General features: G+C 59.1%; 25 protein-coding genes and 2 riboswitches. Of the genes, 9 read left to right on the plus strand and 16 right to left on the minus strand.

What is annotated here, in order from left to right; genetic code table 11:
* Positions 1 to 17: 17 nt before the first annotated feature.
* The 6 genes from C816_RS25105 to C816_RS17135 all read left to right on the plus strand — a co-directional run bounded on the left by C816_RS25105 (position 18) and on the right by C816_RS17135 (position 6,920).
* Positions 18 to 212 (plus strand): hypothetical protein, encoded by a 195-nt coding sequence (locus C816_RS25105; protein WP_242832238.1) that lies wholly within the window; start codon positions 18 to 20, stop codon positions 210 to 212.
* Positions 213 to 361: 149 nt separating this feature from the next.
* Positions 362 to 1,090, plus strand: a complete 729-nt coding sequence (locus C816_RS17115; protein WP_016323673.1) for an MgtC/SapB family protein — start codon at positions 362 to 364, stop codon at positions 1,088 to 1,090.
* Positions 1,091 to 1,107: 17 nt separating this feature from the next.
* Positions 1,108 to 1,800 carry an MgtC/SapB family protein gene (locus C816_RS17120; protein WP_016323674.1) on the plus strand — a complete coding sequence of 231 codons (693 nt, stop codon included), beginning with the start codon at positions 1,108 to 1,110 and terminating at the stop codon, positions 1,798 to 1,800.
* A 251-nt stretch (positions 1,801 to 2,051) separates the two neighbouring features.
* Positions 2,052 to 2,146, plus strand: a riboswitch (glycine riboswitch).
* Between the two features lie 99 nt (positions 2,147 to 2,245).
* The gene (locus tag C816_RS17125) at positions 2,246 to 3,658 is read left to right on the plus strand and encodes an alanine/glycine:cation symporter family protein (protein WP_016323675.1); all 1,413 of its coding nucleotides are present in this window, start codon (positions 2,246 to 2,248) and stop codon (positions 3,656 to 3,658) included.
* 80 nt (positions 3,659 to 3,738) lie between these two features.
* A complete protein-coding gene (locus C816_RS17130; protein WP_207636948.1) occupies positions 3,739 to 4,566 on the plus strand; it encodes a hypothetical protein in 828 nt (275 codons plus the stop codon).
* A 650-nt stretch (positions 4,567 to 5,216) separates the two neighbouring features.
* The gene (locus tag C816_RS17135; RefSeq protein WP_016323677.1) at positions 5,217 to 6,920 is read left to right on the plus strand and encodes a methyl-accepting chemotaxis protein; all 1,704 of its coding nucleotides are present in this window, start codon (positions 5,217 to 5,219) and stop codon (positions 6,918 to 6,920) included.
* Positions 6,921 to 7,343: 423 nt separating this feature from the next.
* On the opposite strand, the gene C816_RS17140 is transcribed toward C816_RS17135, so the two are convergent.
* From C816_RS17140 to C816_RS22035, 5 genes are all read right to left on the minus strand, one after another.
* Complete coding sequence (locus C816_RS17140) at positions 7,344 to 8,702, minus strand: MATE family efflux transporter (protein ID WP_016323678.1); 1,359 nt, start codon at positions 8,700 to 8,702, stop codon at positions 7,344 to 7,346.
* A 58-nt stretch (positions 8,703 to 8,760) separates the two neighbouring features.
* A complete protein-coding gene (locus tag C816_RS25110; protein WP_242832240.1) occupies positions 8,761 to 8,976 on the minus strand; it encodes a hypothetical protein in 216 nt (71 codons plus the stop codon).
* Between the two features lie 307 nt (positions 8,977 to 9,283).
* A complete protein-coding gene (locus C816_RS17145; protein WP_016323679.1) occupies positions 9,284 to 9,814 on the minus strand; it encodes a hypothetical protein in 531 nt (176 codons plus the stop codon).
* A 189-nt stretch (positions 9,815 to 10,003) separates the two neighbouring features.
* Positions 10,004 to 11,278 carry a bifunctional folylpolyglutamate synthase/dihydrofolate synthase gene (locus C816_RS17150; RefSeq protein ID WP_016323680.1) on the minus strand — a complete coding sequence of 425 codons (1,275 nt, stop codon included), beginning with the start codon at positions 11,276 to 11,278 and terminating at the stop codon, positions 10,004 to 10,006.
* A gap of 10 nt (positions 11,279 to 11,288) precedes the next feature.
* Positions 11,289 to 11,843 carry a folate family ECF transporter S component gene (locus C816_RS22035; protein WP_016323681.1) on the minus strand — a complete coding sequence of 185 codons (555 nt, stop codon included), beginning with the start codon at positions 11,841 to 11,843 and terminating at the stop codon, positions 11,289 to 11,291.
* A 56-nt stretch (positions 11,844 to 11,899) separates the two neighbouring features.
* Positions 11,900 to 12,017: riboswitch (THF riboswitch) on the minus strand.
* A 156-nt stretch (positions 12,018 to 12,173) separates the two neighbouring features.
* On the opposite strand from C816_RS22035, the gene C816_RS17160 reads away from it, so the two are divergent.
* The 3 genes from C816_RS17160 (at position 12,174) to C816_RS17170 (ending at position 15,562) form a co-directional block, all read left to right on the plus strand.
* Positions 12,174 to 12,854: an ATP-binding protein gene (locus C816_RS17160; RefSeq protein WP_016323682.1), complete on the plus strand. Its 681-nt coding sequence runs from the start codon at positions 12,174 to 12,176 to the stop codon at positions 12,852 to 12,854.
* 577 nt (positions 12,855 to 13,431) lie between these two features.
* Positions 13,432 to 14,697: a putative DNA modification/repair radical SAM protein gene (locus tag C816_RS17165; RefSeq protein ID WP_016323684.1), complete on the plus strand. Its 1,266-nt coding sequence runs from the start codon at positions 13,432 to 13,434 to the stop codon at positions 14,695 to 14,697.
* Between the two features lie 7 nt (positions 14,698 to 14,704).
* A complete protein-coding gene (locus C816_RS17170) occupies positions 14,705 to 15,562 on the plus strand; it encodes a TIGR03915 family putative DNA repair protein (RefSeq protein ID WP_016323685.1) in 858 nt (285 codons plus the stop codon).
* On the opposite strand, the gene C816_RS17175 is transcribed toward C816_RS17170, so the two are convergent.
* From C816_RS17175 to C816_RS17235, 11 genes are all read right to left on the minus strand, one after another.
* The gene (locus C816_RS17175; protein WP_016323686.1) at positions 15,450 to 16,154 is read right to left on the minus strand and encodes a sigma-70 family RNA polymerase sigma factor; all 705 of its coding nucleotides are present in this window, start codon (positions 16,152 to 16,154) and stop codon (positions 15,450 to 15,452) included. The two genes, C816_RS17170 and C816_RS17175, sit on opposite strands and share 113 nt — an antisense overlap.
* On the minus strand, positions 16,151 to 16,600 hold the full coding sequence (gene spoIIAB / locus C816_RS17180) for an anti-sigma F factor (protein ID WP_016323687.1): 450 nt from the start codon (positions 16,598 to 16,600) through the stop codon (positions 16,151 to 16,153). The genes C816_RS17175 and spoIIAB overlap by 4 nt, the downstream gene beginning before the upstream one ends.
* Before the next feature lie 15 nt (positions 16,601 to 16,615).
* Positions 16,616 to 16,921: an STAS domain-containing protein gene (locus tag C816_RS17185; protein WP_016323688.1), complete on the minus strand. Its 306-nt coding sequence runs from the start codon at positions 16,919 to 16,921 to the stop codon at positions 16,616 to 16,618.
* A gap of 131 nt (positions 16,922 to 17,052) precedes the next feature.
* The gene (locus tag C816_RS17190) at positions 17,053 to 17,607 is read right to left on the minus strand and encodes a DUF3795 domain-containing protein (RefSeq protein ID WP_016323689.1); all 555 of its coding nucleotides are present in this window, start codon (positions 17,605 to 17,607) and stop codon (positions 17,053 to 17,055) included.
* A 238-nt stretch (positions 17,608 to 17,845) separates the two neighbouring features.
* A complete protein-coding gene (locus tag C816_RS17200; protein WP_016323690.1) occupies positions 17,846 to 20,500 on the minus strand; it encodes a valine--tRNA ligase in 2,655 nt (884 codons plus the stop codon).
* A gap of 48 nt (positions 20,501 to 20,548) precedes the next feature.
* The gene (locus tag C816_RS17205; protein ID WP_016323691.1) at positions 20,549 to 21,202 is read right to left on the minus strand and encodes a YcxB family protein; all 654 of its coding nucleotides are present in this window, start codon (positions 21,200 to 21,202) and stop codon (positions 20,549 to 20,551) included.
* 322 nt (positions 21,203 to 21,524) lie between these two features.
* Positions 21,525 to 21,779 (minus strand): DUF6514 family protein, encoded by a 255-nt coding sequence (locus C816_RS17215; protein ID WP_016323692.1) that lies wholly within the window; start codon positions 21,777 to 21,779, stop codon positions 21,525 to 21,527.
* 175 nt (positions 21,780 to 21,954) lie between these two features.
* A complete protein-coding gene (locus C816_RS17220) occupies positions 21,955 to 22,572 on the minus strand; it encodes a ribonuclease M5 (RefSeq protein WP_016323693.1) in 618 nt (205 codons plus the stop codon).
* Positions 22,569 to 23,624, minus strand: coding sequence for a DNA polymerase III subunit delta (gene holA / locus C816_RS17225; RefSeq protein WP_016323694.1), 1,056 nt, complete (start codon positions 23,622 to 23,624; stop codon positions 22,569 to 22,571). Before holA ends, C816_RS17220 begins: the two co-directional genes overlap by 4 nt.
* 2 nt (positions 23,625 to 23,626) lie before the next feature.
* On the minus strand, positions 23,627 to 25,876 hold the full coding sequence (locus C816_RS17230) for a DNA internalization-related competence protein ComEC/Rec2 (protein ID WP_016323695.1): 2,250 nt from the start codon (positions 25,874 to 25,876) through the stop codon (positions 23,627 to 23,629).
* The gene (locus C816_RS17235) at positions 25,873 to 26,103 is read right to left on the minus strand and encodes a helix-turn-helix domain-containing protein (protein WP_016323696.1); all 231 of its coding nucleotides are present in this window, start codon (positions 26,101 to 26,103) and stop codon (positions 25,873 to 25,875) included. The genes C816_RS17230 and C816_RS17235 overlap by 4 nt, the downstream gene beginning before the upstream one ends.
* Positions 26,104 to 26,183 lie beyond the last annotated feature (80 nt).

Genomic DNA, 26,183 nt, shown 5'->3' on the forward strand with positions numbered 1-26,183 from the left:
CTATATCTGTATATTATTTGAAAATTCAACCAATTTTTTCTCAAAAATTCCACAAACAGCAAGTTCCGCTCATTCCGCTCCCGCTTCAAGAGATGATTTTTGAAAAAAGCCGCCAAAAAACATACGGCTTTTTTATTGAAATAACCGAACTTTTTACAAAAAACGCAGATATGATTGACAATCTCCGTGGATGTATGGTAAATATAGATTGACAATTGCCGGAGAGCAGAAACGCAAACGTTTTCAACCAGTTCTCCGGTATCCCGAGCGGAAGATACGATTGGGGAAGAAGCGGCAGCGGCCGGTTCTTCTCCTCTCTTATTCCCTGACCCCGCCGGGAAACGGGAGGGAGGCTGTTTTTGTGATCGAGGCATTGGACTGCCTGCGGCAGTTGAACATCGCATCCGTGATGCTGCGGCTGACGCTGGCCATGCTGTTCGGCGGCATGATCGGCCTGGAGCGCGCCCGCAAGGGCCGACCGGCCGGCTTTCGCACCTATATGCTGGTGTGTCTGGGCGCGGCTCTGACCATGCTGCTGAGCCAATATGAGTACTATATGCTGAACCACAGGTGGGCGGCGCTGGCGGCGGAGGTCGGCATCCGCACGGACGTCAGCCGCTTTGGCGCCCAGGTGATCAACGGCATCGGTTTTTTGGGCGCCGGCACCATCATCGTCACCGGCCGGCAGGAGGTCAAGGGTCTGACCACCGCGGCGGGCCTCTGGGCCTCTGCCTGTATGGGGCTTGCCATCGGCGCCGGGTTCTACGAGTGCGTAGCCGTGGCGTTTTTGATGATCTTCCTGTCTGTCCACGTCCTCACCCCCATTGAACTTCTGGTGATTGAAAACGCCCGGAATATGAACATCTATGTGGAGTTCCAGTCTCTGGACAACGTTGGCGAGATCATCAACCGCATCAAGGCCCAGAATGCGCAGATCTATGAGGCGGAGGTGGATCACGGGCAGGAGAGCCTTTCCCACCACCCTAACGCCATCTTCACCATCCGGATGATCCACCAGAGAGGCGGCCACGCCCGGCTACTTGCCTCCATCTCCGAGATGGAGAGCGTTTATGTGGTCCACGACATTTAGGGAAAGGGGCAAGAAGTATGCTTTCAATTTTTGACGGCCTGCGGGAAGTCACACTGCTGTCAGTGTCCCTCCGGCTGCTGCTGGCCGTGATCTGCGGCGGCGTCATCGGCATCGAGCGGGAGTTCAAACGCCGTCCCGCCGGCTTCCGCACCCATATCCTCATCTGCCTGGGCGCGGCCATGACCACCCTCACCAGCCAGTACCTCTATTTATATATGGGCCAATATACCGACATGGCCCGACTGGGCGCCCAGGTGGTGGCGGGCATCGGCTTTATCGGCGCGGGCACCATCATCGTCACCCGCCGCCAGCGGGTCAAGGGCCTGACCACCGCGGCGGGCCTTTGGGCCGCCGCCATCATCGGCCTGACTCTGGGCGGCGGCTTCTACGAGGGCGGCCTGTTCGCCACGGTATTGATTTTGGTGGCGGAGCTGTTCTTCTCCCGCCTGGAATACAGAATGCTGAAGAACTCGCCGGAGGTCAACCTCTACATAGAGCACACCGACAAGGCCTGCATCGAGGTCATGCTCCGCTTTTTCCGGGAGACGGATCTGAAAATTCTGAACATGGGCATTATCCGCTCTGACCGCAGCGAAAAGCACAACGCCTGCGCCATTTTCACCCTCCGCCTGAAAAAGGGCACCAACCAGGAGGAGCTGATGGACCACATCCGTGCCATCGCCGGCGTGGTATCCGTGCGGCAGCTGTGATTTGCCGCGTGCAATCGGAAGCTCGATGGACCGTCCGCCAGTGCGGGCGGTTCATTTTGTCCATATATTAGGAATATACGTCTTTATAGAGCGGACATTTTGTGGGAAAACGCAATTGACAATTGCACAGGATCGTGATAAGGTAATACAACAATAAAAGAACGGCATAGGAAGTTTCTGGGAAAATGGCGTCTGCCTGCCGAAGGAGTAACACTCTCAGGTATCCGGAGGACCGGATGAGGACCAGGAATGGATGTGGCTCTGGAGAAACCCGGCAGAGCCGGGTACCGAAGGTGCAAGGCGGAATACCGCTGAATCTCTCAGGTAAAAGGACAGAGCGGACGTTTCCGCCGGCTGTGTGTGTGCCGGCGGATGGCCCGTTGATTTTCCGGAGCTGCGTTTGCAGCTCCTTTTTGCCGTTCAAAACCGATTATGGAGGGATTTTATGGAGATCTTTGATACCATCCTGGGGTTTTTGAAAGGCCCCCTGAACGACTTCGCCTGGATGTACACCTTTCTGCCCTGCGCCATTCTGGGCGGCCTGTTCCTGACCATCCGCAACGGCGGCGTGCAGTTCCTGCACTTCGGTCACGCCATGAAAAACACCGTGGGCAAAATGTTCCAGAAGCAGGAGGCCGGCGAGGGCGCGGTGACGCCCCTCCAGGCCGTAACCACCGCTCTGGCCGCCACCGTTGGCACCGGCAATATTGTGGGCACCTCCCAGGCCATCGCCCTGGGCGGCTACGGCGCGGTGCTCTGGCTGTGGCTGGCCGCTCTGGTGGGTATGGTAATCAAGTACTCCGAGATCGTCCTGGCCATCAAGTACCGTGAGCGGGACGCCAAGGGCGACTGGGTCGGCGGCCCCATGTACTATATCTCCAAGGGTCTGGGCAAAAATTGGAGATGGCTTGCGGCGCTCTTCGCCGTTTTCGCCGCTCTGGCCTCCTTCGGCATCGGCAACATGTCCCAGGTGAACAGCATCACCGGCTCTGTTATCGGCGCCTGCGCCGCCTTCACGGAGGTCTCCTCCGGCATGGAGCTGGCCCTCAAGTGGATCATGGGCATTCTGCTGGCCATTCTGGTGGCGGTGATCCTGCTGGGCGGCATCAAGCGCATCGGCGCCGTCACGGAGAAGCTGATCCCCTTCATGAGCGTTTTCTACATTCTCTTCACCCTCATCGTTATCGGTTTCCACATCGGCAGCGTACCAGATGCTTTCGTGAAGATTTTCTCCACGGCCTTTACGCCCCAGGCCATGTTCGGCGCCGCCACCGGCATCGTTCTGAAGCAGACCATCATCTGGGGCCTGCGGCGCAGCGCCTTTTCCAATGAGGCGGGTTTGGGCTCTGCGGCCATTGCCCATGCGGCGGCGGACACCAAGGGACCCGTGAACCAGGGCCTCTACGGCATCTTCGAGGTCTTTGTGGACACCATCGTCATCTGCACCCTCACTGCCCTGACCATCATTGCCAGCGGCGTGGCCATCGACTTCGGCGTAAAGCCCGGCAGCGAGCTGATTACCGCCGCCCTGGCTACCGTCTTCGGCGACAAGTTCGCGGCGCTGTTCATCGCTATCGCGCTGGCTCTCTTCGCCTTCTCCACCGTTCTGGGCTGGTCCCTGTACGGCACCCGCTGCATCCAGTATCTCTTCGGCCACAGGGCCGTTCGGGTGTTCCAGGTAATCTTCATTTTGGTGGTTGTGGTCGGCTGCGTGTCCCCTCTGGAGTTTGTGTGGGATGTGGCGGATACCTTCAACGGCCTGATGGCCATCCCCAACTTCATCGGCCTCTTCGCCCTCTCCGGCGTGGTGGCCATGGAGACCCGGAACTATTTCAGCGATAAGAACAACCTGCGATAAAGTAAGAAAGGCAGTATGGCATTCATATGAAAATCTCAGGAACAGTGCGATATTGGTTTAACTACCGCATCAAACGCCCTATGATTGAAAAGCTGTACAGCCTATGCAACGCCCTGCAAGGTAAGCTCGCAGACGGCGCAAAATTTCTGGAATGTCATGCGTATGGGCCCGCTATACACTATGAGCGGCCTACAAAAGCCGAGCGGGAGGAACGAAACAAAAATCTCAGAATCGGAACAGCTGTTGTCTTTGTAGTTACAGTCTTATTCGTATTAATTGGCTGGTTTGCAGAATACTATTTTACGGTTTGGGGAAACAGCTTATCTTTCGATGAGTGGAACAGCTCTGCCGGGTCATTCTGGGGCGCCGTTTTGGGCGCTGCGATTGCAGGAATTGTCACAGTATGTACCACCATTCTGGTTATCCAAAGAAGTTATAAAATCGATTATCATCGAGAACGGCTTGAAGCACTGCCTGTGTTAGATATGAAAGTTTTTCTGGAACACTGTACAATGACAGAAAACTTTGAAAAAGATCTCCAGCGCAAGGCAAAGGGTCAGGCAAGAGATTTTATGATTTCTTTTGGCGCCGCCAGTATTGGGGAGGATGTCCGCGTATATACCATCAAAAATATTGGGGCGGGGATCGCCTATAACATCCAGACCTCTCATTTCTTTTCAGAGGAATTTGAAGAGGCATATTTCAGAGGTATCCTGCCGCAGAACGACATATTATTACTTGCTACGAGCAAAAAATCAGAGGAGGAGGTTTTTATCACTTTTTTTGACCTGTATGAGAATAAATATCGCCAAAAATATTCCTTATATCAGTGTGGCGGGCGAACTCAGGTGACTACTTATCCCCCGGAGTTAATTCGCAAAACACAGCGTATCCGATATACTCAATAAAGTGAATAAGTCCCGCTTTTCAAACATCGTCATTGAAAAGCGGGACTTGTCATACTCAGATAACTTTAATACTGTATGATCTGTTTCCCTGCTGCCAAAAGAGCTTTCCCCAAACACGCCAGATTTTGTCTGAACATTGGTGGAATGACGGATTGGCGCAGAATATTTCGCCGAACATCTCCTTATGCCTTGTTTGAAAAATGGCGGAATGTCCAACGGCGAGAGATTTTTTCGCCAATCAAGGCAAATTTTTGCAGGCGGGCTGACGCCCGGCAAGAAAACTTAACGCAGAGTGGCGGATCAAGATCCGCCGTTTGGGCGTTTTGATTTTTTTCAAACAAGGCCTAATCCAAAGATTTTTTCACGGTCCCTCACTTATTAAAAGGGGGAATTTGCCGATATATTTTTTGAAATGCTGTTCGGAGAGTAAGAAGCTGCATCATAGGTGGGGAATGCTGGATGGGCGAGGGCGTTCCGCGCCGGGCGAGGCAAATTTTCACAGGAATACTGGATGTATTTCAAGAATATTTAACGAAGAACGGTGTGCCCCCCCCTCCAGACGGCGTTCATCGCCTGTGAATACAGCTTCTAAGCCTATTTTTCACACTTGGCGGTTACGGACAGCGAAAGAAAGAAGGAGACTGATAATTATGATTAATTACATACGGAATTTAAGAATCAGGTTAAAACTTTATATCCTCATAGGGGTCGCGCTGTTTGGAATGCTTATTATCAGCGGCATGTCATTTTATCTTATGGGCCAGATGAACGATACGACAAGTGACATCGCGGAAAGCTGGCTTCCCAGTGTTGATATAGGAAGGGACTTAAGCACCACCATCTCCAATATTCGTCTGAATGAATTGGGGTATCTTACCGCAATTTCTGACGATGTAGAGAAATCCAGCCTCCAGTACCTTCAAAGTGAGAAAGCAGATATGGCCGCCCTCTTAGCCACATACGGGGAATTAATTGACGAAGAGGAAAGTGCTTTCTATCATAATGCGATGAATTACTGGACTCAGTACAATGAAGCGGATGAAAGAATGATGGCGTTAGCCAAACAGGGCCGTATTGATGACGCACGCGCGATTCTGGAAGGCGAATGCGTAGATCTCTACAATTCCTTAAACAGCGCCTTCAATGATATTATCGCCTACAATACGGAGGGCAGTGACGGTGCGGCAGAGGAAAGCACTTCACTATACAAAACCGCTGTCTGCCTTATGGCGGTGGTTGTCATTGTCATAATCCTCGTGGGCGTCTTCTTCTCATTTGTGATTATACGCCTGATTAAGACTCCTATTTCCGAAATTGAGAATGCCGCCATCAAAATGGCCGAGGGTAATTTGGACGTTGAGATTTCCTATACCTCTAAGGATGAGCTGGGCGTTCTCGCAACCCATGTCAGCAGGCTGATCCATAAGCTTCAAGTGATTATTGATGATGAGAATAAATTCCTTGCTAAAATGGCTGAGGGAGATTTTACGGTGGATTCGATCTGCGAAGAGGAGTACACAGGCGGCTTCTATCCCCTGCTTGTCTCTTTCCGGGGCATTGCGGAAAAGCTCAGCGACACCATGCTGCAGATCAGTCAAAGCTCCTCGCAGGTTGCAAGCGGAGCGGACCAGGTGTCGAACGGCGCCCAGGCTCTCGCCCAGGGAGCAACCGAGCAGGCCAGTTCCGTACAGGAACTCGCTGCCACCATTGATGAAATCTCCAACAAGGTGAATCAGAACGCCAACAATGCGCGGCAGGCCAGCGCTGCGGCAGGCTGCGTCAGCACAAAAATGAATGTGAACAAAGAAAAGATGGAGCAGATGATACAGGCAATGAGCGATATTAGCAGCTGCTCCAGTGAGATCGGCAAAATTATGAAGATCATTGAGGACATTGCTTTCCAGACCAACATCCTTGCTCTGAACGCCGCCGTAGAAGCCGCCCGCGCAGGCACTGCCGGAAAAGGGTTTGCCGTGGTAGCCGATGAGGTCCGCAATCTGGCGAATAAAAGCACAGAGGCCTCTGAAAACATCTCCGCTTTGATTGAAAATTCCTTAAAGGCAGTCGAAAACGGAACGCAGATTGCAGACGATACGGCGCAGTCTTTGATTCAGACAGTCAATGACGTGAACGAAATGACAGCCATTATCGGACAGATTTCGGAGGCCAGCAGCGATCAGGCTGATTCTATCTCTCAGATCCTTACGGGAATTGACCAGATTTCCAGTGTTGTACAGACAAATTCGGCAACCGCAGAAGAAAGCGCGGCGGCGAGCGAAGAACTCTCCAGCCAGTCGCAGCTTATGAAAGGTCTCGTAGGGAGGTTTAAGCTAAAGGACAGCTCCTCAAAATGAATCCTGAAACGGCCCGCCTCAATTGAACAAGCCAAACAAGGTTTGTTCAAATCGGGGCGGGCCGCTCTGATATGAAACCATTGCTGCGCCAGGACTTTTACCCTATACCGCAAGAATATTCCCAAAAGAAAGAAACGCAGTTTCTCAGCGGCGTCCGCAAAAGAAGCGTTCGCCCTGCGTTGGTGGGGTCCGTAAGCCGGGATGATGCAGACCCAAAACAACCGATCATCTCACCCCCCAAATTGGCAGATCCGATGCTCACAGACAATCAGCCTGCGGGGCTGGTTCAGACAGAGATGGAACGTCAACTTGGCGAAGAAGCCGCCATCTGTCATAGAAAGGCACCAAGACGCCGAAGGCAGGGTTCTTCCAGGAAGAACGGGCGCAGTTTGGCATTCATGCGGCGCTGAGGTAAGATCGCATCTATTCTATTTCCGCCAGCTCCGCCTTCCAATCCCGTACGGCGGTTCCGGCATAGCATCCCAAAAACAGCACGATCTGCACGACGGTGGAACAGGGTGTCGCCAGCCCCACCTGGAACAGTGACACCGGCTCCAGCCGGCTCATGAACAGAGAAACGGGTATCCGAACCAGGAAAGCTCCCACGATGCCCTGGACCATGACGAAAGCCGTGTTTCCCCGCCCGTTGAAGTAGCCGATGAAGCAGAACAGGATCGCGGTCAGCAGGGTGTCGATGGCATAGGCCCGCAGGTAGTCCGCCGCCGCGCCGATCACCGCCGCGTCCCGAGCAAACAGGCCCGCCAGCAGACTGCCATGGAAAAAGGACAGCCATGCCAGCACCACGCCGCAGCAAAGAGAGGAACCCATGCCATAGAGCATCGCCCGTTTTGCCCGGTCTTTCCTTCCCGCGCCGATATTTTGCGCCACAAAAGCGGACAGGGACTGCCCAAAAGAGGACGGCACCAGCATGATAAAGCCGCACAGCTTCTCCGCCACGCCTACTCCGGCGGAGGCAATGACCCCCAGGCCGTTGACAATGGCGGCGATGGCCAGGAAGGAAACGCTCACCAGCACGTCCTGAAGGGCCACCGGAACGCCCAGCCGCAGGATACGCCCTGTATGCCTGGGATCAAAGCGAATATCCCGCGTAGAAAACGAAAAAGGCAATCCCCTTCTCTTGATAAACAGCAGACTCAGCGCCACACTCACCGCCTGAGCCAGCACCGTAGCCAGCGCCGCTCCGGCCACGCCCAGACCGCAGGGGCCTACCAGCAGCAGGTCTCCGGCGATATTCGTAGCACATGCGATGGTCACAGTGAGCAGCGGCGTATTGGAATCCCCAAGCCCCCGGAACATGGCCCCAAGAACATTGTAGGCCACGATGAACACCGCCCCGCCGGAGCAGATCCGCACATAGAGCACCGTCTGGGCAAATGCTTCCGCAGGGGCCTGCATCAGCCGGGCCAGCGGAGACGCCGCCCACAGCATCGCCGCCGTCAGGACCAGGGCCACAGCGGCAAACAGGGCGATGGCGCTGCCAAGGACCTTTCCGCCTTCCTCCGGCTTTCCTTCGCCCAGCTTTTGGCCCAGCAGAACCGTGGCTCCCATGGAAAGCCCGGTAACCAGGGCGGTAACCGTATGCATTACCTGACTGCCGGTAGATACGGCGGAGACGTCGGCGGGCTGGCCGAACTGCCCCACCACCATCAGGTCCACTGCACCGTACATCGCCTGTAAAAGCAGCGCCAGCAGGACGGGAAAGGTGAATCGCAGCAGAGGATTGAGAATTGGGCCCTCAATAAAACTTCCATTTCGTTTCATAAAAACCGGCCTCCAAGATATTTGCGCGAGAAAAAAGCCCGAATAAGCAACGGGCTTCTCAGCCCGCCATCTTATCCGGACTCACGCCTCCAACGGGCGCTTCTCCTCCGATGACTAGGCCTTGTTTGATAAATGGCAAAATGTGCAGCGGCGCGAGATTTTTTTGCCGGTCAAGACAATTTGACGCCGCCATACTTTGTGTATTGCAAGGAAAATCAACGCGGAACGGCGGAAAAAGATCCGTCGCTTGGGTGTTTTGACATTTTTCAAACAAGGTTAGAGAGAGTATACACCGGAAACGAGCGGTTGTCAAGCTTCTGTGCCGCACGGATGTGTTCAACCGCGCATTTTATCATCCGCGATTTTGGCTTTGCGGCCACGGCTTTGCAGGGGTGGAGCTCTGTCTCCCTGTTTTCCCGAAAACGCCAGGTTTCCTGCGGACGGGCCGGGACAGAACCCGGCCCCTACATAAGATCTGCGAGAAGCGGATACCCCCTCCCGCGCTCTGCCCGCTTCTGTGACAGACCATACGCGAAATGAACAGGATCTTTTATACTTCCAAGCTTTGTGGACGGTCATGCTCAGGAAACTCTTCCAAATTTCATATTTTCGCCCATGTGTTCAAAGGTATCCTCCCATTGGAGCACCCCGCCCTCATCCAGATAAAGCATTCCTGTCTCCTCCTCCAGCACGGCGGTGGACTGTATCTCCCCGCCGTCCAGCGTCTGCTCCGAATACCGGGCTCCAATATAATCAATCCCCTCCCAGATCTCGTCATAGGTCCCAGTGAAGCGCCAACGAGAGTCATCCCAGCGAATGTCAATGGCATAAATCCCATCCGCTCCACAGTCAATGGACAACCGGCATTGTCCGCCGGAGGGTCCGTCCTCAGCATCCTGCCACTCCCCCACATAGGCGTCCGCAATCCCCTGCGGGGCCGGTTCCTCCTCCGGCGGCGCATCCGCTTTCACAGGATTCGCCGGTGTCTCTGTCTGTGCCGCAGATGCCGGCGGCCCGGCAGAGAGATCTGCGGAAGGGGACTGCGTGCCACTGCAGCCCGCCAGCAGAACGCAGAGGACCGCCGTCAAAATTCCTGCCTGTCTCTTTTTCATACCAATACTCCTCACTCGTGATAGGATCAGCCTTCATCTGCGGTCTACAGAGGAAGCCCGTCATCATATAAGTCAGCAGTCGGGAAAAAAAGTTCTCATTCCCCGGCGCAGCAGAAAATTTTTTGGTCCTGTCTGAAAAATGGCCTGAGCGGAAAAGCCCTGCCGTTTTCACGGCAGGGCTTTTTTCAATCACTGCGGCAGCGTCTCCACCGCCCGTCGGATGTCTCCGGAGAGGTACAGCGATCCCAGGGCGCAGACAATGCCGGACCGTCCGGCGGCCTCCAGGGCGGATCGGACCCCCTCCCCTGCTGTACCGCATACCTGGGAGGGGACGCCCCGCTCCTCCAGGAGATCCGCCAGCGTCTCCGCCTCCATGGCCCGGGGGCTCTCCGGCCGGAGGGTAAAGACCCGCTCCGCCAGGGGCGTGAGGCAGTCCAGCATGGCGGACACATCCTTGTCCGCCAGAACCCCCAGCAAAAAGACGGCCTTCCGGCCCGGAAACAGGGCCCGCAGACTCTCCGCGGCGGCGGTCATGCCGTGGGCGTTATGGGCCCCGTCCAGCAGAAACACAGGGTCCCGGCGCAAAACCTCAAACCGCCCGGGCCAGCGCACCGCCGCCAGTCCCCGGCGGATGGCCTCACCGGAAATGCGCCACCCCTTTTTCCGGAGGATCTCCAGTGCGGTGATGGCCGCGGCAGCGTTTTTCAGCTGGTATCCCCCTGCCAACGGGAGGTACAGGTCCTCATAGGGCAAAAAGTCAAAACGGGCTCCGTCCAACCCCGCGGAGCGGGGCCGCAGACGGGAGAAATCCACCTCCACAAGGCAGGCCCCCCGCTCCCTGCACACCCGGCGGAACACCTCGTCCGCCTCCGGACAGCCGCCGTAGCTGACCACATCCCCGCCGGGCTTGATGATCCCAGCCTTGGCGGCGGCAACGTCCGCCTGGGTGGGGCCCAGCAGGGCCACATGGTCCATTCCCATAGCGGTGATGACCGCCGCCTCCGGCACGCCGATGACGTTGGAGGCGTCCAGCGCGCCGCCAAGGCCCACCTCCAGCACGGAGATGTCACAGTTTTTCCGTCGAAAATACAGCAAGGCCAAGGCGGTAATCAGCTCGAACTCCGTGGGATGCTCCTCCATGGCCTCCGCGGCGGGACGGATCTCCTCCACAAGCGCTGCCAGCTCATCTTCGGAGATCATCTCCCCGTCCACCCGGATGCGCTCATGGAAGGTCATGAGATAGGGCGAGGTGTTCAGCCCCACCCGGTACCCGGCGGCCCGAAGTACGGCGGCAATACAGGCACAGGTACTGCCCTTGCCGTTGGTGCCCGCCACATGGACAAATTTCCGGTCCGCCTGGGGGTTCCCCAGAGCACAGAGCAGGGTCCGGATGCGGTCCAGCCCCGGGGCGCGGTGTTTCCACTGGTGAGAGTGAATATAATCAACAGCCTCCTGTCCGGTCACAGCGCTCCTCCTATGCCCGGGCCAGTCCTTGGCGGCGCAGCAGCGCGGCTATGGGCAGGGCCGCGCTGGCGATGATCACGGCGATCAGAACGCCGGAGCCCAGGCGGTAGAGCAGTTCCCCGAAGACATAGGCCCGGGAGTAGTAGTGGCAGATCCACGCGTCCACGGCGATGACGGCGGTGTTGGAGATTGTGGTGCACAGCGCCGCCAGAATACAGACGGCGTACCCCAGCACCGGGCGGCGTTCCAGGGGACGGTCCGTGCGCCGGAGGGCCGCGGCCGCAATCCCGATGACCACCCCCCGCACTGCCGGGGGAATGAGCCACAGGCCCGTGGTGGCGGTGATGCCGTAGCCGCCGATCAGCTGGTTGATAAACTCCCCCACAAGGGCCGTCAGCGCGGACTCCAAGGGGCCGAACAGCAGCGCCGAAAGCACTACCGGCAGCGAGGCGAAGGTAATGCGCAGATTGCCCGCCTTAATGGCGATGGTGTTGTTCAGCAGTACGTACAGCGCCGCCAGCATGGCGACGCGGCACAGGGCCCGGGTGTTGAGTTTTTTGGACATAAAAATACCTCCTTCTGATACGGCAGTACGCCGCACAGAGGAGAGCTCCTTCATGCGGCAGCGGGATGCGGGACACACACTGCGGTTTCCCTTTCGTCCGGAAAGCAACTCCCCGTCTTCCCAGCACTGCGGACGGCCCTTGCCGCCCGTTGACACGTGTGTCCCTACTCTGCCTGTTGGTTACCATTATACATACTTTTCGGAAAATAGCAAGAGCGGAGATCTCCGGAAAAACATCCAAAAAAGAATCGGAAAAAGTGTTGCGTCCGCAACATTTTGTCATCTTCTTTTGCGGTATAATGCCGTCAAAGCACATGGGAGGAGATCACAATGCTGCGAAAGATCATCAAAATCGACCAGGAGAAGTGCAGCGGCTGCGGCGCCTGCGCCGATGCCTGCCACGAGGGCGCCATCGACATGGTGGACGGGAAGGCCGTTCTCACCCGGGAGAGCTACTGCGACGGCCTGGGGGACTGTCTGCCCGCCTGTCCCGCCGGAGCCATCACCTTTGAGGAACGGGAGGCCCCGGCCTATGACGAAGCCGCCGTTCTGCGGACAAAAGCGGAAAAAAACAAGGGCTGTCCCGGCGCCCGTCCCCAGACACTCCGCAGTCAGCCGACGGAAGAGGCCGCCGTTTCCAATGCCAGCCGACTGTCCCAGTGGCCGGTACAGATCAAGCTGGCTCCCGTCCGCGCCCCCTACTTCGACGGGGCAAATCTGCTCATCGCCGCCGACTGCGCCGCCTATGCCTTCGGTGATTTCCACAACACCTTCATCAAAGACCGCGTCACCCTCATCGGCTGTCCCAAATTGGACGAGGTGGACTATGCGGAGAAGCTGACAGAGATAATCGCCGGAAATCAAATCAAAAGCGTAACCATCGTCCGCATGGGGGTCCCCTGCTGCGGCGGTCTGGAAAACGCCGTGAAGCGGGCCCTCCAGTCCAGCGGGAAGCCGATTTCCTGGCAGGTGGCGGTCATCTCCACTGACGGAAGGATTTTGGAGCGGTAACAGGCGCAAAAACGGCCGTCCCGGTTTGGGACGGCTGCTTTTATTTTTCTCCCTTTTGGGAAACGTGTTCCATTAACTATTCCACAAATACAGAATTTGTGTTTATACAGGTTTAGGCCTTGTTTGAAAAATGGCCTAGGCTCTGTTTGATAAATGGCAAAATGTGCAGCGGCGAAAGATTTTTTTGCCGGTCAAGGCGATTTGACGACGCCATACTTTGTGTATTGCAAGGAAAATCAACGCGGAACGGCGGAAAAAGATCCGTCGCTTGGGCGTTTTGACATTTTTCAAACAAGGGCTGAGTGTAATTATAATTTTTCCTTAACGGATACGCAATTCCGAAAAGGGAGTTATTTTTTGAATTTTCCCTTGACAAGAACGAACGTTCGATATACAATAGAAATCGAACAAACATTCTATTTTGCCGCATATCTCCAGCGGCACCTTCAAGGGAGGTCTTTTCATGACTGGCTGGACTCTTTTCTTCATCGTCGTCGGTGTGGCCGTTCTCACCGCCCAGCTTTTCCGGCTGATCGACGCCATCGAGCGCCCCCGGCGGACCAGGTGAGCCGTTCCCATGGATGTCCTGGAAAAACTGACCATTCTCACCGATGCCGCCAAATACGACGCCGCCTGCACCTCCAGCGGCGGCAGCCGTACGGCAAAAAAGGGGTATATCGGCAACACCTCCACCTCCCTGGCCGGGTGCTGCCACACCTTCTCCGCCGACGGGCGGTGCGTCACGCTTTTGAAAGTGCTGATGACAAACCGCTGCGTATACGACTGCAAATACTGCGTCAACCGCCGCAGCAACGAGACAAAACGGGCCGCCTTTACCCCGGAGGAGCTGGCGGACCTGACCATCAACTTCTACCGGCGGAATTATATTGAGGGGCTGTTCCTCTCCTCCGGCGTGTTCCGTAGTCCGGACTACACCACGGAGCTGATGATCCGCACTCTGCGGCTCCTGCGGGAGACCTGCCGCTTCAACGGCTATATCCACGCCAAGGCCATCCCCGGCGCCGCGCCGGAGTTGGTGGAGCAGCTGGGATTTCTGGCAGACCGCCTCAGCGTCAACATCGAGCTGCCCTCGGAGGCGGGACTGAAGTCCCTGGCGCCGGACAAGACCAAGGGCGCGATTCTCGCCCCCATGCGCCAGATTCAGGTTCGGAACCGGCAGAGCAGAGAGGAGCTGGTGAAATACCGCCACGCTCCCAGGTTCGCTCCCGCCGGGCAGAGCACCCAGCTGATCGTGGGGGCCACGGCAGACAACGACCTCCACATCCTGCGGCTGACCCAGGGTCTCTATGACCGCTATCGGTTGAAACGGGTGTTCTATTCCGCCTATGTGCCGGTGGTGGAGCACGCCCTGCTGCCCGCCAGGGACGTAAAACCCCCGCTCCTGCGGGAGCACCGGCTGTACCAGGCGGACTGGCTGCTGCGGTTCTACGGCTTCCGGGCAGAGGAGCTGCTGGATGAGGAAACGCCGGATTTTGACCCTCGGGTGGACCCCAAGTGCAGCTGGGCCCTGGCCCATCTGGAGTTTTTTCCCGTGGAGGTCAACTCTGCGGACTACGAGTCATTGCTGCGGGTTCCCGGCGTGGGCGTCACCTCTGCCAGGCGCATCCTGTCCGCCCGCCGGACAGGACCGCTCCACATCGAAAACCTTCCAAAGCTGGGCGTGGTGATGAAGCGGGCCCAATACTTCCTCACCGCCTCCGGCAAAATTGCCGACGGCCTCCGCTTTACCCCGGACAGCCTCCTGCGGGGGCTGATCGCTGCGGAGCATCCCCTGCTGCCCCAGCCGCCCATGGAGCAGCTGTCCCTCTTCGCCGCTGTGTGAGGCTTTTATGACGGAAATGATCTATTGCTACGACGGCAGCTTTGAAGGCTTCCTGTGCTGCGTATTCGACAGCTACGCCAACAGAGAAGTCCCCACCGCCATCTGCCGCGATGAGGACTTTGTTCCAACGCTGTTTGCAAGCCGCTCCATTCCGACGGATCGGGACCACGCGGGCCGGGTATACCGAAAGGTGGTCAAATGCTCCCCCTGGGCGGCGGAGCTGCTGCGCAAGGGGTTTCTCACCTGCCTGCCAGATCGGGAGATCCATCTCTACCGCCTTGTTCAAAAGCTGCTGCGGGAGGGGCCGGGCTTCCTTGGAAACCTCTCCGACCCGGTCCTCTGCCCAGTGGCCGGGGCGGTGCGGCATCTGGAGGGCGAGGCACATCTCCTCAAGGGGTTTGTCCGCTTCTCTGATCTTGGGGGCGTGCTGGGCGGTGAGATCGAGCCGAAGAACCGAGTGCTGCCCATTCTGCGGGTCCACTTCTGCGCCCGCTATCTCAACGAGCGTTTTTTCCTCTACGACCGCACCCATCACGAGGCCCTCTTTTATGCCGCCGGAAAGGCTGTCATCCGTCCTCTGGCAGATTTTCAGATGGCCCCGCCGGACGAGGCCGAGGCCTCCTACCGGCTTTTGTGGAAACGGTTTTACGATACCATCGCCATCAAGGAGCGATATAATCCAAAATGCCGGATGACAAATATGCCCAAGCGCTACTGGAGCACCATGACGGAATTTCAGGACGAATCGTATTTCAAGGCCCGAAGCTCTCCCGCAGCCGTTTCAATCCCCGGCGCTCCAGCCGGGATACCTGCACCTGGGACACCCCCAGCACCCGGGCCGTCCGCTCCTGGGTCAGTCCCTTGAAGTAGCGGAGCAAAATGGTCATCCGCTCCTTCTCCGGCAGCTGGTCGATGGCCTCCCGCAGAGCGATCCGCTCCACCAGGGCCTCCTCCGGGGCCTCCGTGCCCAGCACCCCCTCCAGGGTCAGTCCGTCGATGGTCTCCTGCTGGAGGGATTCCGGCGTATCGGTGGCCAGGTCAATCTGGGCAATCTCCTCCGCCGTCAGGCCGGAGGCCTCCGACAGCTCCGACAGGGCCGGTTCCCGGCCCAGCTCGTGGCGCAGGCGCTCCCGCAGTCCGTAGAGCATCTGGGACTGCTCCCGCAGGCTCCGCCCCACCTTTACCGCGCCGTCGTCCCGCAGGAACCGCCGGATCTCCCCTGCAATCTTGGGTACGGCGTAGGTGGAAAAGCAGGTGCCGTAGTCGAAGTCAAAGCCCTGAATGGCCTTCAAAAACCCAAGGCATCCCAGCTGATACAGGTCGTCCGGGTCCACGCCCCGGCCATAGTACCGGCGCACCACGCTCCAGATCAGACCGTTGTTCTCAATGACCGCCTGCTCGCAGGCGTCCCGGTCCCCCTCCTGCGCCGCCCGCAAAAGCTCCAGCGCGGCGCTCATTTCGCCGCTTTCAGCCGGGGCGCCAGCCGCTTTTTCATCACTACAGCCGTACCCTTTCCCGGCACAGAGCGCACGGCCAGCTTATCCATAAAGCTCTCCATGATAGTAAACCCCATGCCGCTGCGCTCCTCTCCTCCGGTGGTAAACATGGGCTGCCGGGCCCTGTCCACATCCGGAATGCCCCGTCCATAATCCCGCACTGTGATCTCCAGAGTATTCTCCGGGCAGATACGCACCTTCACCACCACCTTGCCGATGGAGTCCGGATAGCCGTGGACAATGGCGTTGGTCACCGCCTCGCTGACGGCGGTCTTGATGTCCTCCAGCTCATTGAGCGTGGGGTCCATCTGCGCCGCAAAGCTGGCCGCCGCGGCGCGGGCAAATGATTCGTTGCTGCTGCGGCTGGGAAATTCCAGCGTCACTTCATTGAATGCTCTTGTCTTCATTATGTAAACCTCCCTCTATCGAATCGTCACCAGCCGGCCCACACCAGCGGCGTCCAAAACCCGCCGGGCCTGGGGCGGCACGTTGCAGACCAGAACGCTGCCGTCCAGCAGCTGCATCCGCTGCTGCGCCCGCAGGATCAGCGCGATGCCGGAGCTGTCCATAAACGTCACGCCGGTCATATCCAGCACCAGCCTGGCGGGCAGCGCCGCGTCCACCGCCAGCTCCAGCTCCCGCAGGGCATCCCGCGCGCCATGGTGGTCGATCTCCCCTGACAGCTCCAGCAGCAGTTTCCGGTCCGCGCTCTTTGCGTTGATCTCCATATTCTTCGCCCCTTTTTATCCTTTGCATAGAAAAACACCGTAAGGCTCTATGCCTTACGGTGATGATAGCATGTCTGACTTTTACTTTCTGTCGAAACCCTTGGAAACCCTATGGAAATTTTCATCTTTTTTCATTTTCCGGACTTTCCGGGCGGTTTTCGCAGCCGCAGGTCGATTCCCCGCCGGGCCGCCGCCTCTTTGCACAGCGCCGCGGCCCGGCCGGCTCGCTCCCGGGGCGGCAGTCCGGACGCCTCCTCCGAAAGCCGATCCAAAATCTCCCGCAGGTCCTCCAGCTTCAGCAGATTTGCCGCCAGGGCAAACAGGGTCTTCCGCCTGCCGTCGTTATAGTTCTCCAGCAGGAAACGCAGAATTCCGCACTTTTCCCTCTGCTCTGCATGATAGGACTCCATACCGGTCCGCCGGGCCTTTTCCAGATCCCGCAGACGGTTTTGATGGGTGATGAAGCTGTCGTATTCATCCTCCTTATAGCGGGCGCAGGGGAATTCCCCGCATTGAAAGCAGTATGCAATCCCGCCGTGTTCCAAACTGCACCGGGCAATGGCGCAGCTCTGGTTCCCCTCTCCTCCGCCGCAGCCAGGGCAGTACCCGCCAAGGCGCATGGTACAAAGGCCGCAGTTCAGCCCGCAGAGGGAGAACATCTGGTCTGATCTTGCAAAGTCCTTCATATGTACTCCAAATGCTCTGATTTTCGGAATGAAATTCATGAAAGAGGTCCTTTTCCGCTTCTGGACAGTTGCGTCGAATGGGAGGTCACGCCTCTCGCAGCAGCCATCCGCCAGAGCGGCAGTTACCAGGTAAAGACCGTACCCTTTGGCACGGCCCTCTGCCGGCAGGAACAGGCCGTCCCGGACGTCTGATGTCTCGCAGGGCCCCGCCGGTGTTCCGGTGGGGCCCTCGGTATTTTTACGTCCGCATGGCCCTGGCGGATTCCTCCAGCTTGGCGATCAGCTCCTGGAACTTAGCGGCCTTCTCCCGCTCCACGTTCACAACCGCCTCCGGGGCCCGGGAGACAAATTTCTCGTTGGAGAGCTTCTGTTCCACAATCCGCAGTCCATTTCTAGTCTTTTCAATCTCCTTTTCGATCCGCGCAAGCTCCTCGGCCACATCCACCAGCTCGCTGAGGGGCAGGTACACCGTGGCATTGTGGGTCACCACCGTTACCTGTCCGGCGGTGTCGGCGGGGGCCGCGTCAGCGAAGGTCACCCGGGAGGCATAGGCCAGCCGCTGAATGAAGTGCAGACCCTGGGCATAGATGTCCGGCGTGGCGGTGACCAGCAGGACCTCCGCCTTCTTGCTGGGGGGCACATTCATCTCCGCCCGGCGGGCCCGAATGGCCTTGATGGTGTCCATCACGGCCTCCATGGCGGTCTCCTCCGCCGGGAAGCTCAGCTCCGCCCGGTACTCCGGCCACTGGGAGGTCATCAGAAACTCGCCCTCATGGGCGGAGCCTGCCTGGCCGGGCAGGGCCTGGAAGATCTCCTCAGTAATGAAGGGCATGAAGGGGTGCAGCAGCTTCAAAAGCTCCACCAGCACATAGCACAGGACGTTCTGAGCCGTCAGGCTGGCGTCCCGGTCCTCTCCGTTCAGCCGGGTCTTGGTGAGCTCGATATACCAATCGCAGTAGGTATCCCACAGGAAGTCGTAGACCTTGGCGGAGGCCACGCCGATCTCGTAGCTGTCCAGATTCTCCGTGACCTCTTTTACCAGGGTGTTCAGCTTGGAGAGGACCCACTTGTCCTCCGGGGCCAATCTTTCCGCCTCCGGCAGGGCATAGCTGTCAACGGTCAGGTTCATCATCACGAACCGGCTGGCGTTCCAGATCTTGTTGGCGAAATTCCGCATGGCCTCGCACTTCTCGGTGTAGAAGCGCATATCGTTTCCGGGGCTGTTGCCGGTGATGAGGTTGAAGCGCAGGGCGTCCGCGCCGTACTTCTCCGCCACCTCCAGGGGGTCGATGCCGTTGCCCAGGGACTTGGACATCTTCCGGCCCTTGTCGTCCCGCACCAGGCCGTGGATCAGAACTGTGCGGAAGGGAATCTTTTTCATCTGCTCGCAGCCGGAGAAAATCATCCGGGAGACCCAGAAGAAGATGATGTCGTAGCCGGTGACCATGACGGAGGTGGGATAGAAGTAATCCAGATCCGCAGTCTTCTCCGGCCAGCCCAGGGTGGAGAAAGGCCACAGAGCGGAGCTGAACCAGGTATCCAGCACGTCCGGGTCCCGGGTCAGGTGCGTACTGCCGCACTTTTCGCACTTGTCGGGGTCCTCCCGGCTGACGTTGATGTGTCCGCAGTCGTCGCAGTACCAGGCGGGAATCTGGTGGCCCCACCAGAGCTGGCGGGAGATGCACCAGTCGTGGACGTTTTCCATCCAGTTGGTGTAGGTCTTGCTGAACCGTTCGGGGACGAACTTCACCTCGCCCTCCCGGACCACCCGGAGGGCTTCCTTCGCCAGGGGCTCCATCTTCACGAACCACTGGGCGGAGATCAGGGGCTCCACGTCGTTGTGGCAGCGGTAGCAGGTGCCCACGTTGTGGCTGTAGGGCTCGGTCTTCACCAGATACCCCTGCTCCTCCAAATCCTTCACAATGGCCTTCCGGCATTCATAGCGGTCCATCCCGTTGTAGGGCCCGCCGTTTTCGTTGATTTTCCCGTCGTCCCCGATGCAGCGGATGATCTCCAGATTGTGCCGGAGGCCCACCTCGAAGTCGTTGGGGTCGTGGGCGGGGGTCATCTTCACCGCGCCGGTGCCGAAGCCCAGCTCCACGTACTCGTCCGCCACAATGGGAATCTCCCGGTTCATAATGGGCAGGATGCAGGTCTTGCCCACCAGATGCCTGAACCGCTCATCCTCCGGGTTCACGGCCACGCCGGTGTCGCCCATCATGGTCTCGGGCCGGGTGGTGGCTACCACCAGGTCGCCGGAGCCGTCGGTGAGGGGATAGCGGATGTGCCAGAGGTGGCCGGGCTTGTCCTGGTACTCCACCTCCGCGTCGGAGAGGGCGGTGACGCAGTGGGGGCACCAGTTGATAATGCGGCTTCCCTTGTAGATGAGGCCCTTGTCGTAGAGCTCGCAGAAGGTCTCCCGGACGGCCTTGGAAAGCCCCTCGTCCATGGTGAAGCGGGACCGGGACCAGTCGCAGGACACGCCCATCTTCTTTTGCTGCTGGACAATGCGGTTTCCGTACTTTTCCTTCCACTTCCAGACCCGCTGGAGGAACTTCTCCCGGCCCAGGTCATAGCGGCTCAGGCCCTCGTTGACCCGGAGGTCCTCTTCCACCTTCACCTGGGTGGAGATGCCGGCGTGGTCCACACCGGGGACCCAGAGGGCGGCATAGCCCTGCATCCGCTTAAAGCGGGTGAGGATGTCCTGGAGGGTGCAGTCCATGGCGTGGCCCATGTGGAGCTGGCCTGTGACGTTGGGAGGCGGCATGACGATGGAAAAGGGTTTCTTTCTGGGGTCCGGGTCGCCCTTGAAGCAGTCCCCCTTCTCCCACATCTCGTAGATGCGGCCCTCCACCTGCTGGGGCTCGTACACCTTGGGCAGTTCTCTTTTCATATTGACTCTCCTATCTTAAGCGTTGTCGTTTTGCAGAATAGACCATTCTCAATGAACCGGACTGACCGGCAGGACCTGCTTTCCCGTCCGCTCCTGCCAGAGAGCCGGGAGATCCTCCGGCACACCCTTGGCGAAGGACCGCTTGGGGAGAATATAGATCCGGCAGCCCGGCAGAACCAGGTAATAGTGTCCGGCGTCCTCCCAGAGCTTATCCAGCAGCCCGTAATCATAGCGGTGATCGCTCTGGGCGTCGTAAATCCAGCAGCCCTCCCCGTCAAACCGGCAGCTGCGCAGACGCGGGGCGGCCTGATACCGTTTCCAGGCCCTCTTCGCCCAGCGGGGGCAGGACGGCGCCCGGGACTCCGAAGGGGATTTGGCGTCCCGCCGAATCTGCCGGAGGCACAGCGCGCCAAAGGCGATGACCAGCACTCCGCCAAGAGGCGTGGTGAGACCGAGATTCAAAAACCAGATGAACAGTCCGCCGCCCTCCATGCGCATACTCTTTCCCTGCCAGAGGCTGTTGACAATACACAGCGGGCCCATCACAATAAAAAACCAGCTGAAAAACCGCCCAGCCGCCAGCACGGGCTTTGGGGGAATGGTATTCGGTGGCGGGGCCCCCGGCGTCTTTTCCATGAAGCCATGCCAGAAGGCCGCGAAATCCTCCACAGCATAGTCCTCCAGGCAGATCTCAAATTCCACATGCTCGCCTCCCAAGATAAAAACGCCCCGAGCCTTTCGGCTCAGGGCGAACAGAAGTCCGTGGTACCACCTGAATTCGCGCCCGCAGGGGCGCGCGCTTACGGGCGCCTTCACGCCCTCTCCCGATAACGGGGGACCCCGCCGCGGCCTACTCTCCATTCAGCCGCGATGCTCCGGGACGACTTCTCCGGGGGCCTCCCGGGAGCTTGCACCATCCGCTCCCTCTCTTCGCTTCCGCCCGCCGGGTACTGCTTCCCTTCTCCGCAGTTCCATACTTGCGACAGTATAATATATCCGCTCCCAATTGTCAAGTCCTCTTCCTTCATGCCTCCGACCCGTTCAGCCAGTCCTCCACCACATCCCGGACCGCGGTGGGCGTAACGCCGCCCCGCACCAGGGTATCCAGCAGCGCCTGGATCTGCCTCTGGGAGCTGGTGATGTCCGCCACCGTCTCCGTCTCGTTCCCGCAGCTGACCTGGAGACCGTAGCGCTCCACCTCCGCCGTCTCCTCCGCCACCAGGTAATAGCATACCGCCGCTCCACAGCACTCCGACTGGCCAAACCAAATTTTCCGCACACAACGACCTCTCTTCACAAAAAATACGACCCCGCCTGAAACATGCGAAATACTCAGCGGTCAAAAAATCCGGTTCCGGGTATTTCGGCATTTTTCAAACAGGGTCATTGCAAGTATACCACCGTTTATTTGTTGTTTTTCATCGAATTTTGTCGTTTTCTGGAATTTTCGCAAGTTACAGCGGCTCCGCTCCCCGCCGTCCATCACCGCCCTGGAGCAGCGCTTCCAGCTCCTCCCGGTCATAGAGCAGGTTCAGCGCCTCCAGAAGGCCGTTGGCGGTCAGGTGCTCCGGCAGGTCCAGCTGCCGCAGCAAAGTCCTGCGCCGGGCGGCGCTGTCCTGCCCGCCTGTGAGACCCAGTTCAAAGAGATCCGCCTTGGTCAACCGCTCTTTATCAGCTGCCTCTGCCGTTTCATCCAGGAAGGTTGCCCCCGCCCTTTGGAGTGCCTCCAGCAGCACCTCCGGACGCATTCCCTCCACCCCCAGCTTGCCCTCCTTGCCGGGGCGGCGCTTGCGGCGCTCCTTGCCCTGGACGTCCGGGATATACGCCTGTCGCACCTTGTCCCTGGGCAGGGCGCCTTTCAGATAATTCCGAATGACAAAGCCCGCGCCGTCGCTGTCCGTCAGAACAATCAGGCCCTGTTTCTCCGCCAGGCGGCGGAGAAAGGCCAGCTTCTCCCGGTCGTTGAACACGGAGAAGCCTCCCAGGGTGACGATGACGGCCTCCACCGTCTGGGAGAGGGTATTTTTGTCGTACCGCCCCTCCACCACGATCACCTCTTTAATTTTCCTCATTTCCGCGCCGCCCCCAGCCGTACCAGCAGCAGCTTCAGCTCCCCCACCGGATCAATCCCCTTCTCGCTCTTCATCCGGCGGTCCAGGGTCTGGCACATACGCACCGCGTCTGCGCACCACTCCGCGGTGGTCCGCCGGGCGGCGGACAGCAGCAGCTTCGCCGGGTAGTCCGACCGCATATCCCACAGCTCCATGAGCCAGTACCTGTCATGTCCGCTGTCGATGGCCAGCCGGGCTGTGTAGATACGCCGCAGCTGCCCTCCCAGGGCCGCTAGAATCACGATAGGCTCCGTCTGCATCTTCAAAAGGTCTCCCAGGATGGCCGACGCCCGGTCATAGTCCCCCTGGAGCACCGCGTCGGACAGCCGGAACACCTCTGCGGACAGCACCGGGTCCGCCACGGCGTCAATGTCCGCCCGGGTGATGGACGGGCCCTTTGCGTAGGCCCCGATCTTGGCAATCTCCGGTACCAGCCCCGTCATCAGCCCGCCGCAGGTGAAGATCAGATACTCCGCCGTCTGACGGTCGATGTCCTTGCCCAGGGCCCGGAAGCGGCGGGCAATCCAGGCCTCCAGGTCGCTTCCGCCGGCGGGGCGGAACTCCACCGCCTCCACATGGCTGTCGATGGCCTTGCACAACTTCTTCATGGTCTTGTTGGGCTTGTACTCCACCGTGTCGTATACAAACACGATACAGCAATAGGGCGGGATGTCCTCCAGCAAGGCAATGAGCTTGTCCCGCTGCTCCTCGTTCAGCTTGAAGATGTCAAAGTCCACCGCTGCCAGCAGTGTCCGCTCCGCCATCATGGGCATGGCCTCCGCCATCTCGGCCAGCGTCTGGACGTTTACATCCTTTCCCTCCACCCGGTGATAGTTGAAATCCTCAAATCCCGCGGGAACCAGCTTTTTCCGCAGTGCCTCCAGATAGTACTCCCGCAAATAGCTCTCCTCGCCGTAGAAGATGTAAGCGCCGCCCAGGGTTCCCGCGGAGAGGTCCCCCTTGAACTTTTGAAACGCCCCGCCGATGCCGGACGATTTTTTTCCATAGGCCATGGTCAATTCTCCCAATTCAATGATAGATGGATGTCCCCGTGGAGGTCCGTGCGGAAAACGGTACACCCCTGCCGGGCCAGCCGCTCCAGGGCCTCCTCCGAGGGATGCCCGTAAGAATTGCTCCCCACGCTGACGCATGCCGTCTCCGGCCGAAGGGCCTCCAGCAGCTCCTCCGATGTGGAATACCTGGAGCCGTGGTGGCCGGCCGCCAGAATCTCAACATCCGGCAGGTCATACGCCGCCAGGAGCTTTTGCTCCGTGGCCCGGTCCATGTCGCCGGTGATCAGCAGGTCCAGATCCCCGGCGGAGGTCAGAACGGCCAGTCCCTCCTCGTTGTCCCCGCCCTCTCCCACCGGCGGATAGACGGTCAGCATCGCCGCGCCCAGGGAGAGCGTCCGCACTTCCTCCAGGGACGCGGCGGACGCGCCCGCCGCCTCTGCCGCGGAGAGGACAGTCTCCCGCAGTCCCGCGCTGTCCGCGCCGTCCGGCGCCAGCAGAACCTCCACGCCCATGCGCTCCGTCAGGGCGGTGACGCCGGAGACGTGGTCGCTGTCGTAATGGGTCAAGATGAGATAGTCCAGCCGCTTGCAGCCCAGGGACGAGAGGTGGTCCGCCGCAATGTCCCCGGCGCTGAGCCAGCTGTTTCCGCTGCCACAGTCCACCAGGGCGAAGCGGCCCTCCGAGGCCAGCAGCACGCACTGGCCCTGCCCCACATCCAGAACAAAAATATCCAGATCCGCCCGGCAGCGCCATTGACCCAGCTTTACCGCCGCCGCCAGTGTCAGCGCCGCTAAAAGGGCCGCGGCGGCGTACTTCCGGCGATTCCCGGGCCGGAGCACAAAGGCCAGGGCAAAGAGCGCGTAGACATAGACCAGCCAGTATTTCAAATAGGGGTTGGTGTAGTACAGCGCGTGACAAGGAATACCCGCCAGCAGACGGGCCGCACAGAGGATATACCCGGCCAGCGCCCTGGGAAGCAGCGCCAGCAGGGCCCCCAGAGGCGTGCAGAAAAATCCCACTGCCACGGACAGCAGCCCCAGCATAAACGCAAGCCCCGCCGCCCAGAGGCACAGCAGGTTGCTCAGGGGCGACACCAGCACCAGCCTCCCGAAATACCAGGCGGTCAGCGGTGTGGTGAACACCAGCGCGCCCATGGTAGCGGAAAAGCCGGCGGATACAAGGCGGAAGACCCTGCCCCGGGGCCGCTCCCCCGCTAAGGTCCTCATCAGCCTCGGCGTCAGCCACAGAAGGCCCGCCATGGCGGCAAAGGACAGTTGAAGGCTCACCGAAGCGGCAGCAAAGGGATTTACCAGCAGAATCAGAAACAGCGCCGCAGCCAGGGCCGTAGGCGGGTCGCTGTCTCGCTGGAGCAGCGGCGCGGCCAGCAGAAACGCCAGCATAACGCAGGCCCGCACTACTGAGGGACTTCCGCCGGTGAGCAGGACGTAAAACACCAGCAGCGGCAGCGTGAGCGCCGCCGTGAGACGGCGCCGTCTCCCCGTCAGCACTGTCACAAGGGTCAGGAGAAATCCGCAGTGCATCCCGGAGACTGCCATGATGTGGTACAGTCCCGCCTCGGACAGCGCGATGCCGTCCCTCTCGGAGAGGCCGCTCCTGTCCCCGGTGAGGACGGCGGTCAAAAAGCCCGCCGTGCCGTCCGGGCAGAGCTCCCGGATCTTCTCTGTCATGGCCCGGCCCAGGCGGGCAGGCAGCCAGCGGAGCGAACCGGCGGTCCCAGGGCCGTATGACATCTCACCCCGCCCGTAGGCCAGGAGAAATATCCCCTTGGAGGTAAATGCGGTAATGTCCGTATCCCGAATTTTCGCGGCGCTCTGAAAGCGGGCCGCGCCGGCAACCGTCTGCCCCGGCTCCAGCTCCAGCAGGGACGCGTCGCCGTAGAATACAGCCTTTCCTAAGGGAAATCCCTCCAGCTTTACAGACGCTCTTGCGCCGTAGTCCGTCTTCTCCGCATAGTCCCACAGGGTCATGACTGCCGCTCCCTCCGTGCCCGCCAGGGATTCCAGGGGCCTTTGCACCTGCCGGACGTACAGCCAGCTCCACCCCAGGGCCAGCGCCAGTGCGGCGAAGGCCGCCGCGCTCCGGCGGCGAACCTCCCAGGGCAGCAGAAACGACGCCCAGCCCAGCCCCAGAAACACCAAGGCTGCAGGAAGAACCCACTCCGGCCGCAGTAAATACTGTGCCAGAAAGGCCCCCAAGGAGAAGGCCCCGGCAAAAACCGCCAGCTTTCTCATCTCCTGCGGGCAGGCGGATAGGGCGTCCGCTGGTCCGTGCGGCCCAGGAGATAGTCGGTGCTGACCTTGTAGTAGTCGGCCAGCTTCAAAACCGCCCAGGTGGGAATTTCTCGTTTTCCCTTCTCGTAACGCCAATAGACGTTACGCCCCATGTTCAGGTATTCCGCAATCTCGATCTGCGTCTTGTCATGATCAACCCGCAAATCCTCCAAACGTTGAAAGTGCATGATATTCACCTCAGAAAAATGCTACCAAACGGTAACATTCCCTTGGCGAAATTCATCCATACGGATTCACTCTCATTTGT

It is taken from the genome of Oscillibacter sp. 1-3 (assembly GCF_000403435.2).
Taxonomy (GTDB): Bacteria; Bacillota; Clostridia; order Oscillospirales; family Oscillospiraceae; genus Oscillibacter.

Excerpts from the sequence above, each read along its gene's own strand:
- C816_RS17120 (WP_016323674.1), top strand. The coding sequence starts at position 1,108 with ATGCTTTCAATTTTTGACGGCCTGCGGGAAGTCACACTGCTGTCAGTG.
- C816_RS17200 (WP_016323690.1), bottom strand. The coding sequence starts at position 20,500 with ATGAAAAGAGAACTGCCCAAGGTGTACGAGCCCCAGCAGGTGGAGGGC.
- C816_RS17235 (WP_016323696.1), bottom strand. The coding sequence starts at position 26,103 with ATGCACTTTCAACGTTTGGAGGATTTGCGGGTTGATCATGACAAGACG.
- spoIIAB (WP_016323687.1), bottom strand. The coding sequence starts at position 16,600 with ATGAAGACAAGAGCATTCAATGAAGTGACGCTGGAATTTCCCAGCCGC.
- C816_RS17220 (WP_016323693.1), bottom strand. The coding sequence starts at position 22,572 with ATGAGGAAAATTAAAGAGGTGATCGTGGTGGAGGGGCGGTACGACAAA.
- C816_RS17125 (WP_016323675.1), top strand. The coding sequence starts at position 2,246 with ATGGAGATCTTTGATACCATCCTGGGGTTTTTGAAAGGCCCCCTGAAC.
- holA (WP_016323694.1), bottom strand. The coding sequence starts at position 23,624 with ATGGCCTATGGAAAAAAATCGTCCGGCATCGGCGGGGCGTTTCAAAAG.
- C816_RS17230 (WP_016323695.1), bottom strand. The coding sequence starts at position 25,876 with ATGAGAAAGCTGGCGGTTTTTGCCGGGGCCTTCTCCTTGGGGGCCTTT.
- C816_RS17130 (WP_207636948.1), top strand. The coding sequence starts at position 3,739 with ATGATTGAAAAGCTGTACAGCCTATGCAACGCCCTGCAAGGTAAGCTC.
- C816_RS17165 (WP_016323684.1), top strand. The coding sequence starts at position 13,432 with ATGGATGTCCTGGAAAAACTGACCATTCTCACCGATGCCGCCAAATAC.
- C816_RS17175 (WP_016323686.1), bottom strand. The coding sequence starts at position 16,154 with ATGAGCGCCGCGCTGGAGCTTTTGCGGGCGGCGCAGGAGGGGGACCGG.
- C816_RS17160 (WP_016323682.1), top strand. The coding sequence starts at position 12,174 with ATGCTGCGAAAGATCATCAAAATCGACCAGGAGAAGTGCAGCGGCTGC.
- C816_RS17185 (WP_016323688.1), bottom strand. The coding sequence starts at position 16,921 with ATGGAGATCAACGCAAAGAGCGCGGACCGGAAACTGCTGCTGGAGCTG.
- C816_RS22035 (WP_016323681.1), bottom strand. The coding sequence starts at position 11,843 with ATGTCCAAAAAACTCAACACCCGGGCCCTGTGCCGCGTCGCCATGCTG.
- C816_RS17135 (WP_016323677.1), top strand. The coding sequence starts at position 5,217 with ATGATTAATTACATACGGAATTTAAGAATCAGGTTAAAACTTTATATC.
- C816_RS17145 (WP_016323679.1), bottom strand. The coding sequence starts at position 9,814 with ATGAAAAAGAGACAGGCAGGAATTTTGACGGCGGTCCTCTGCGTTCTG.
- C816_RS17190 (WP_016323689.1), bottom strand. The coding sequence starts at position 17,607 with ATGAAGGACTTTGCAAGATCAGACCAGATGTTCTCCCTCTGCGGGCTG.
- C816_RS17140 (WP_016323678.1), bottom strand. The coding sequence starts at position 8,702 with ATGAAACGAAATGGAAGTTTTATTGAGGGCCCAATTCTCAATCCTCTG.
- C816_RS17170 (WP_016323685.1), top strand. The coding sequence starts at position 14,705 with ATGACGGAAATGATCTATTGCTACGACGGCAGCTTTGAAGGCTTCCTG.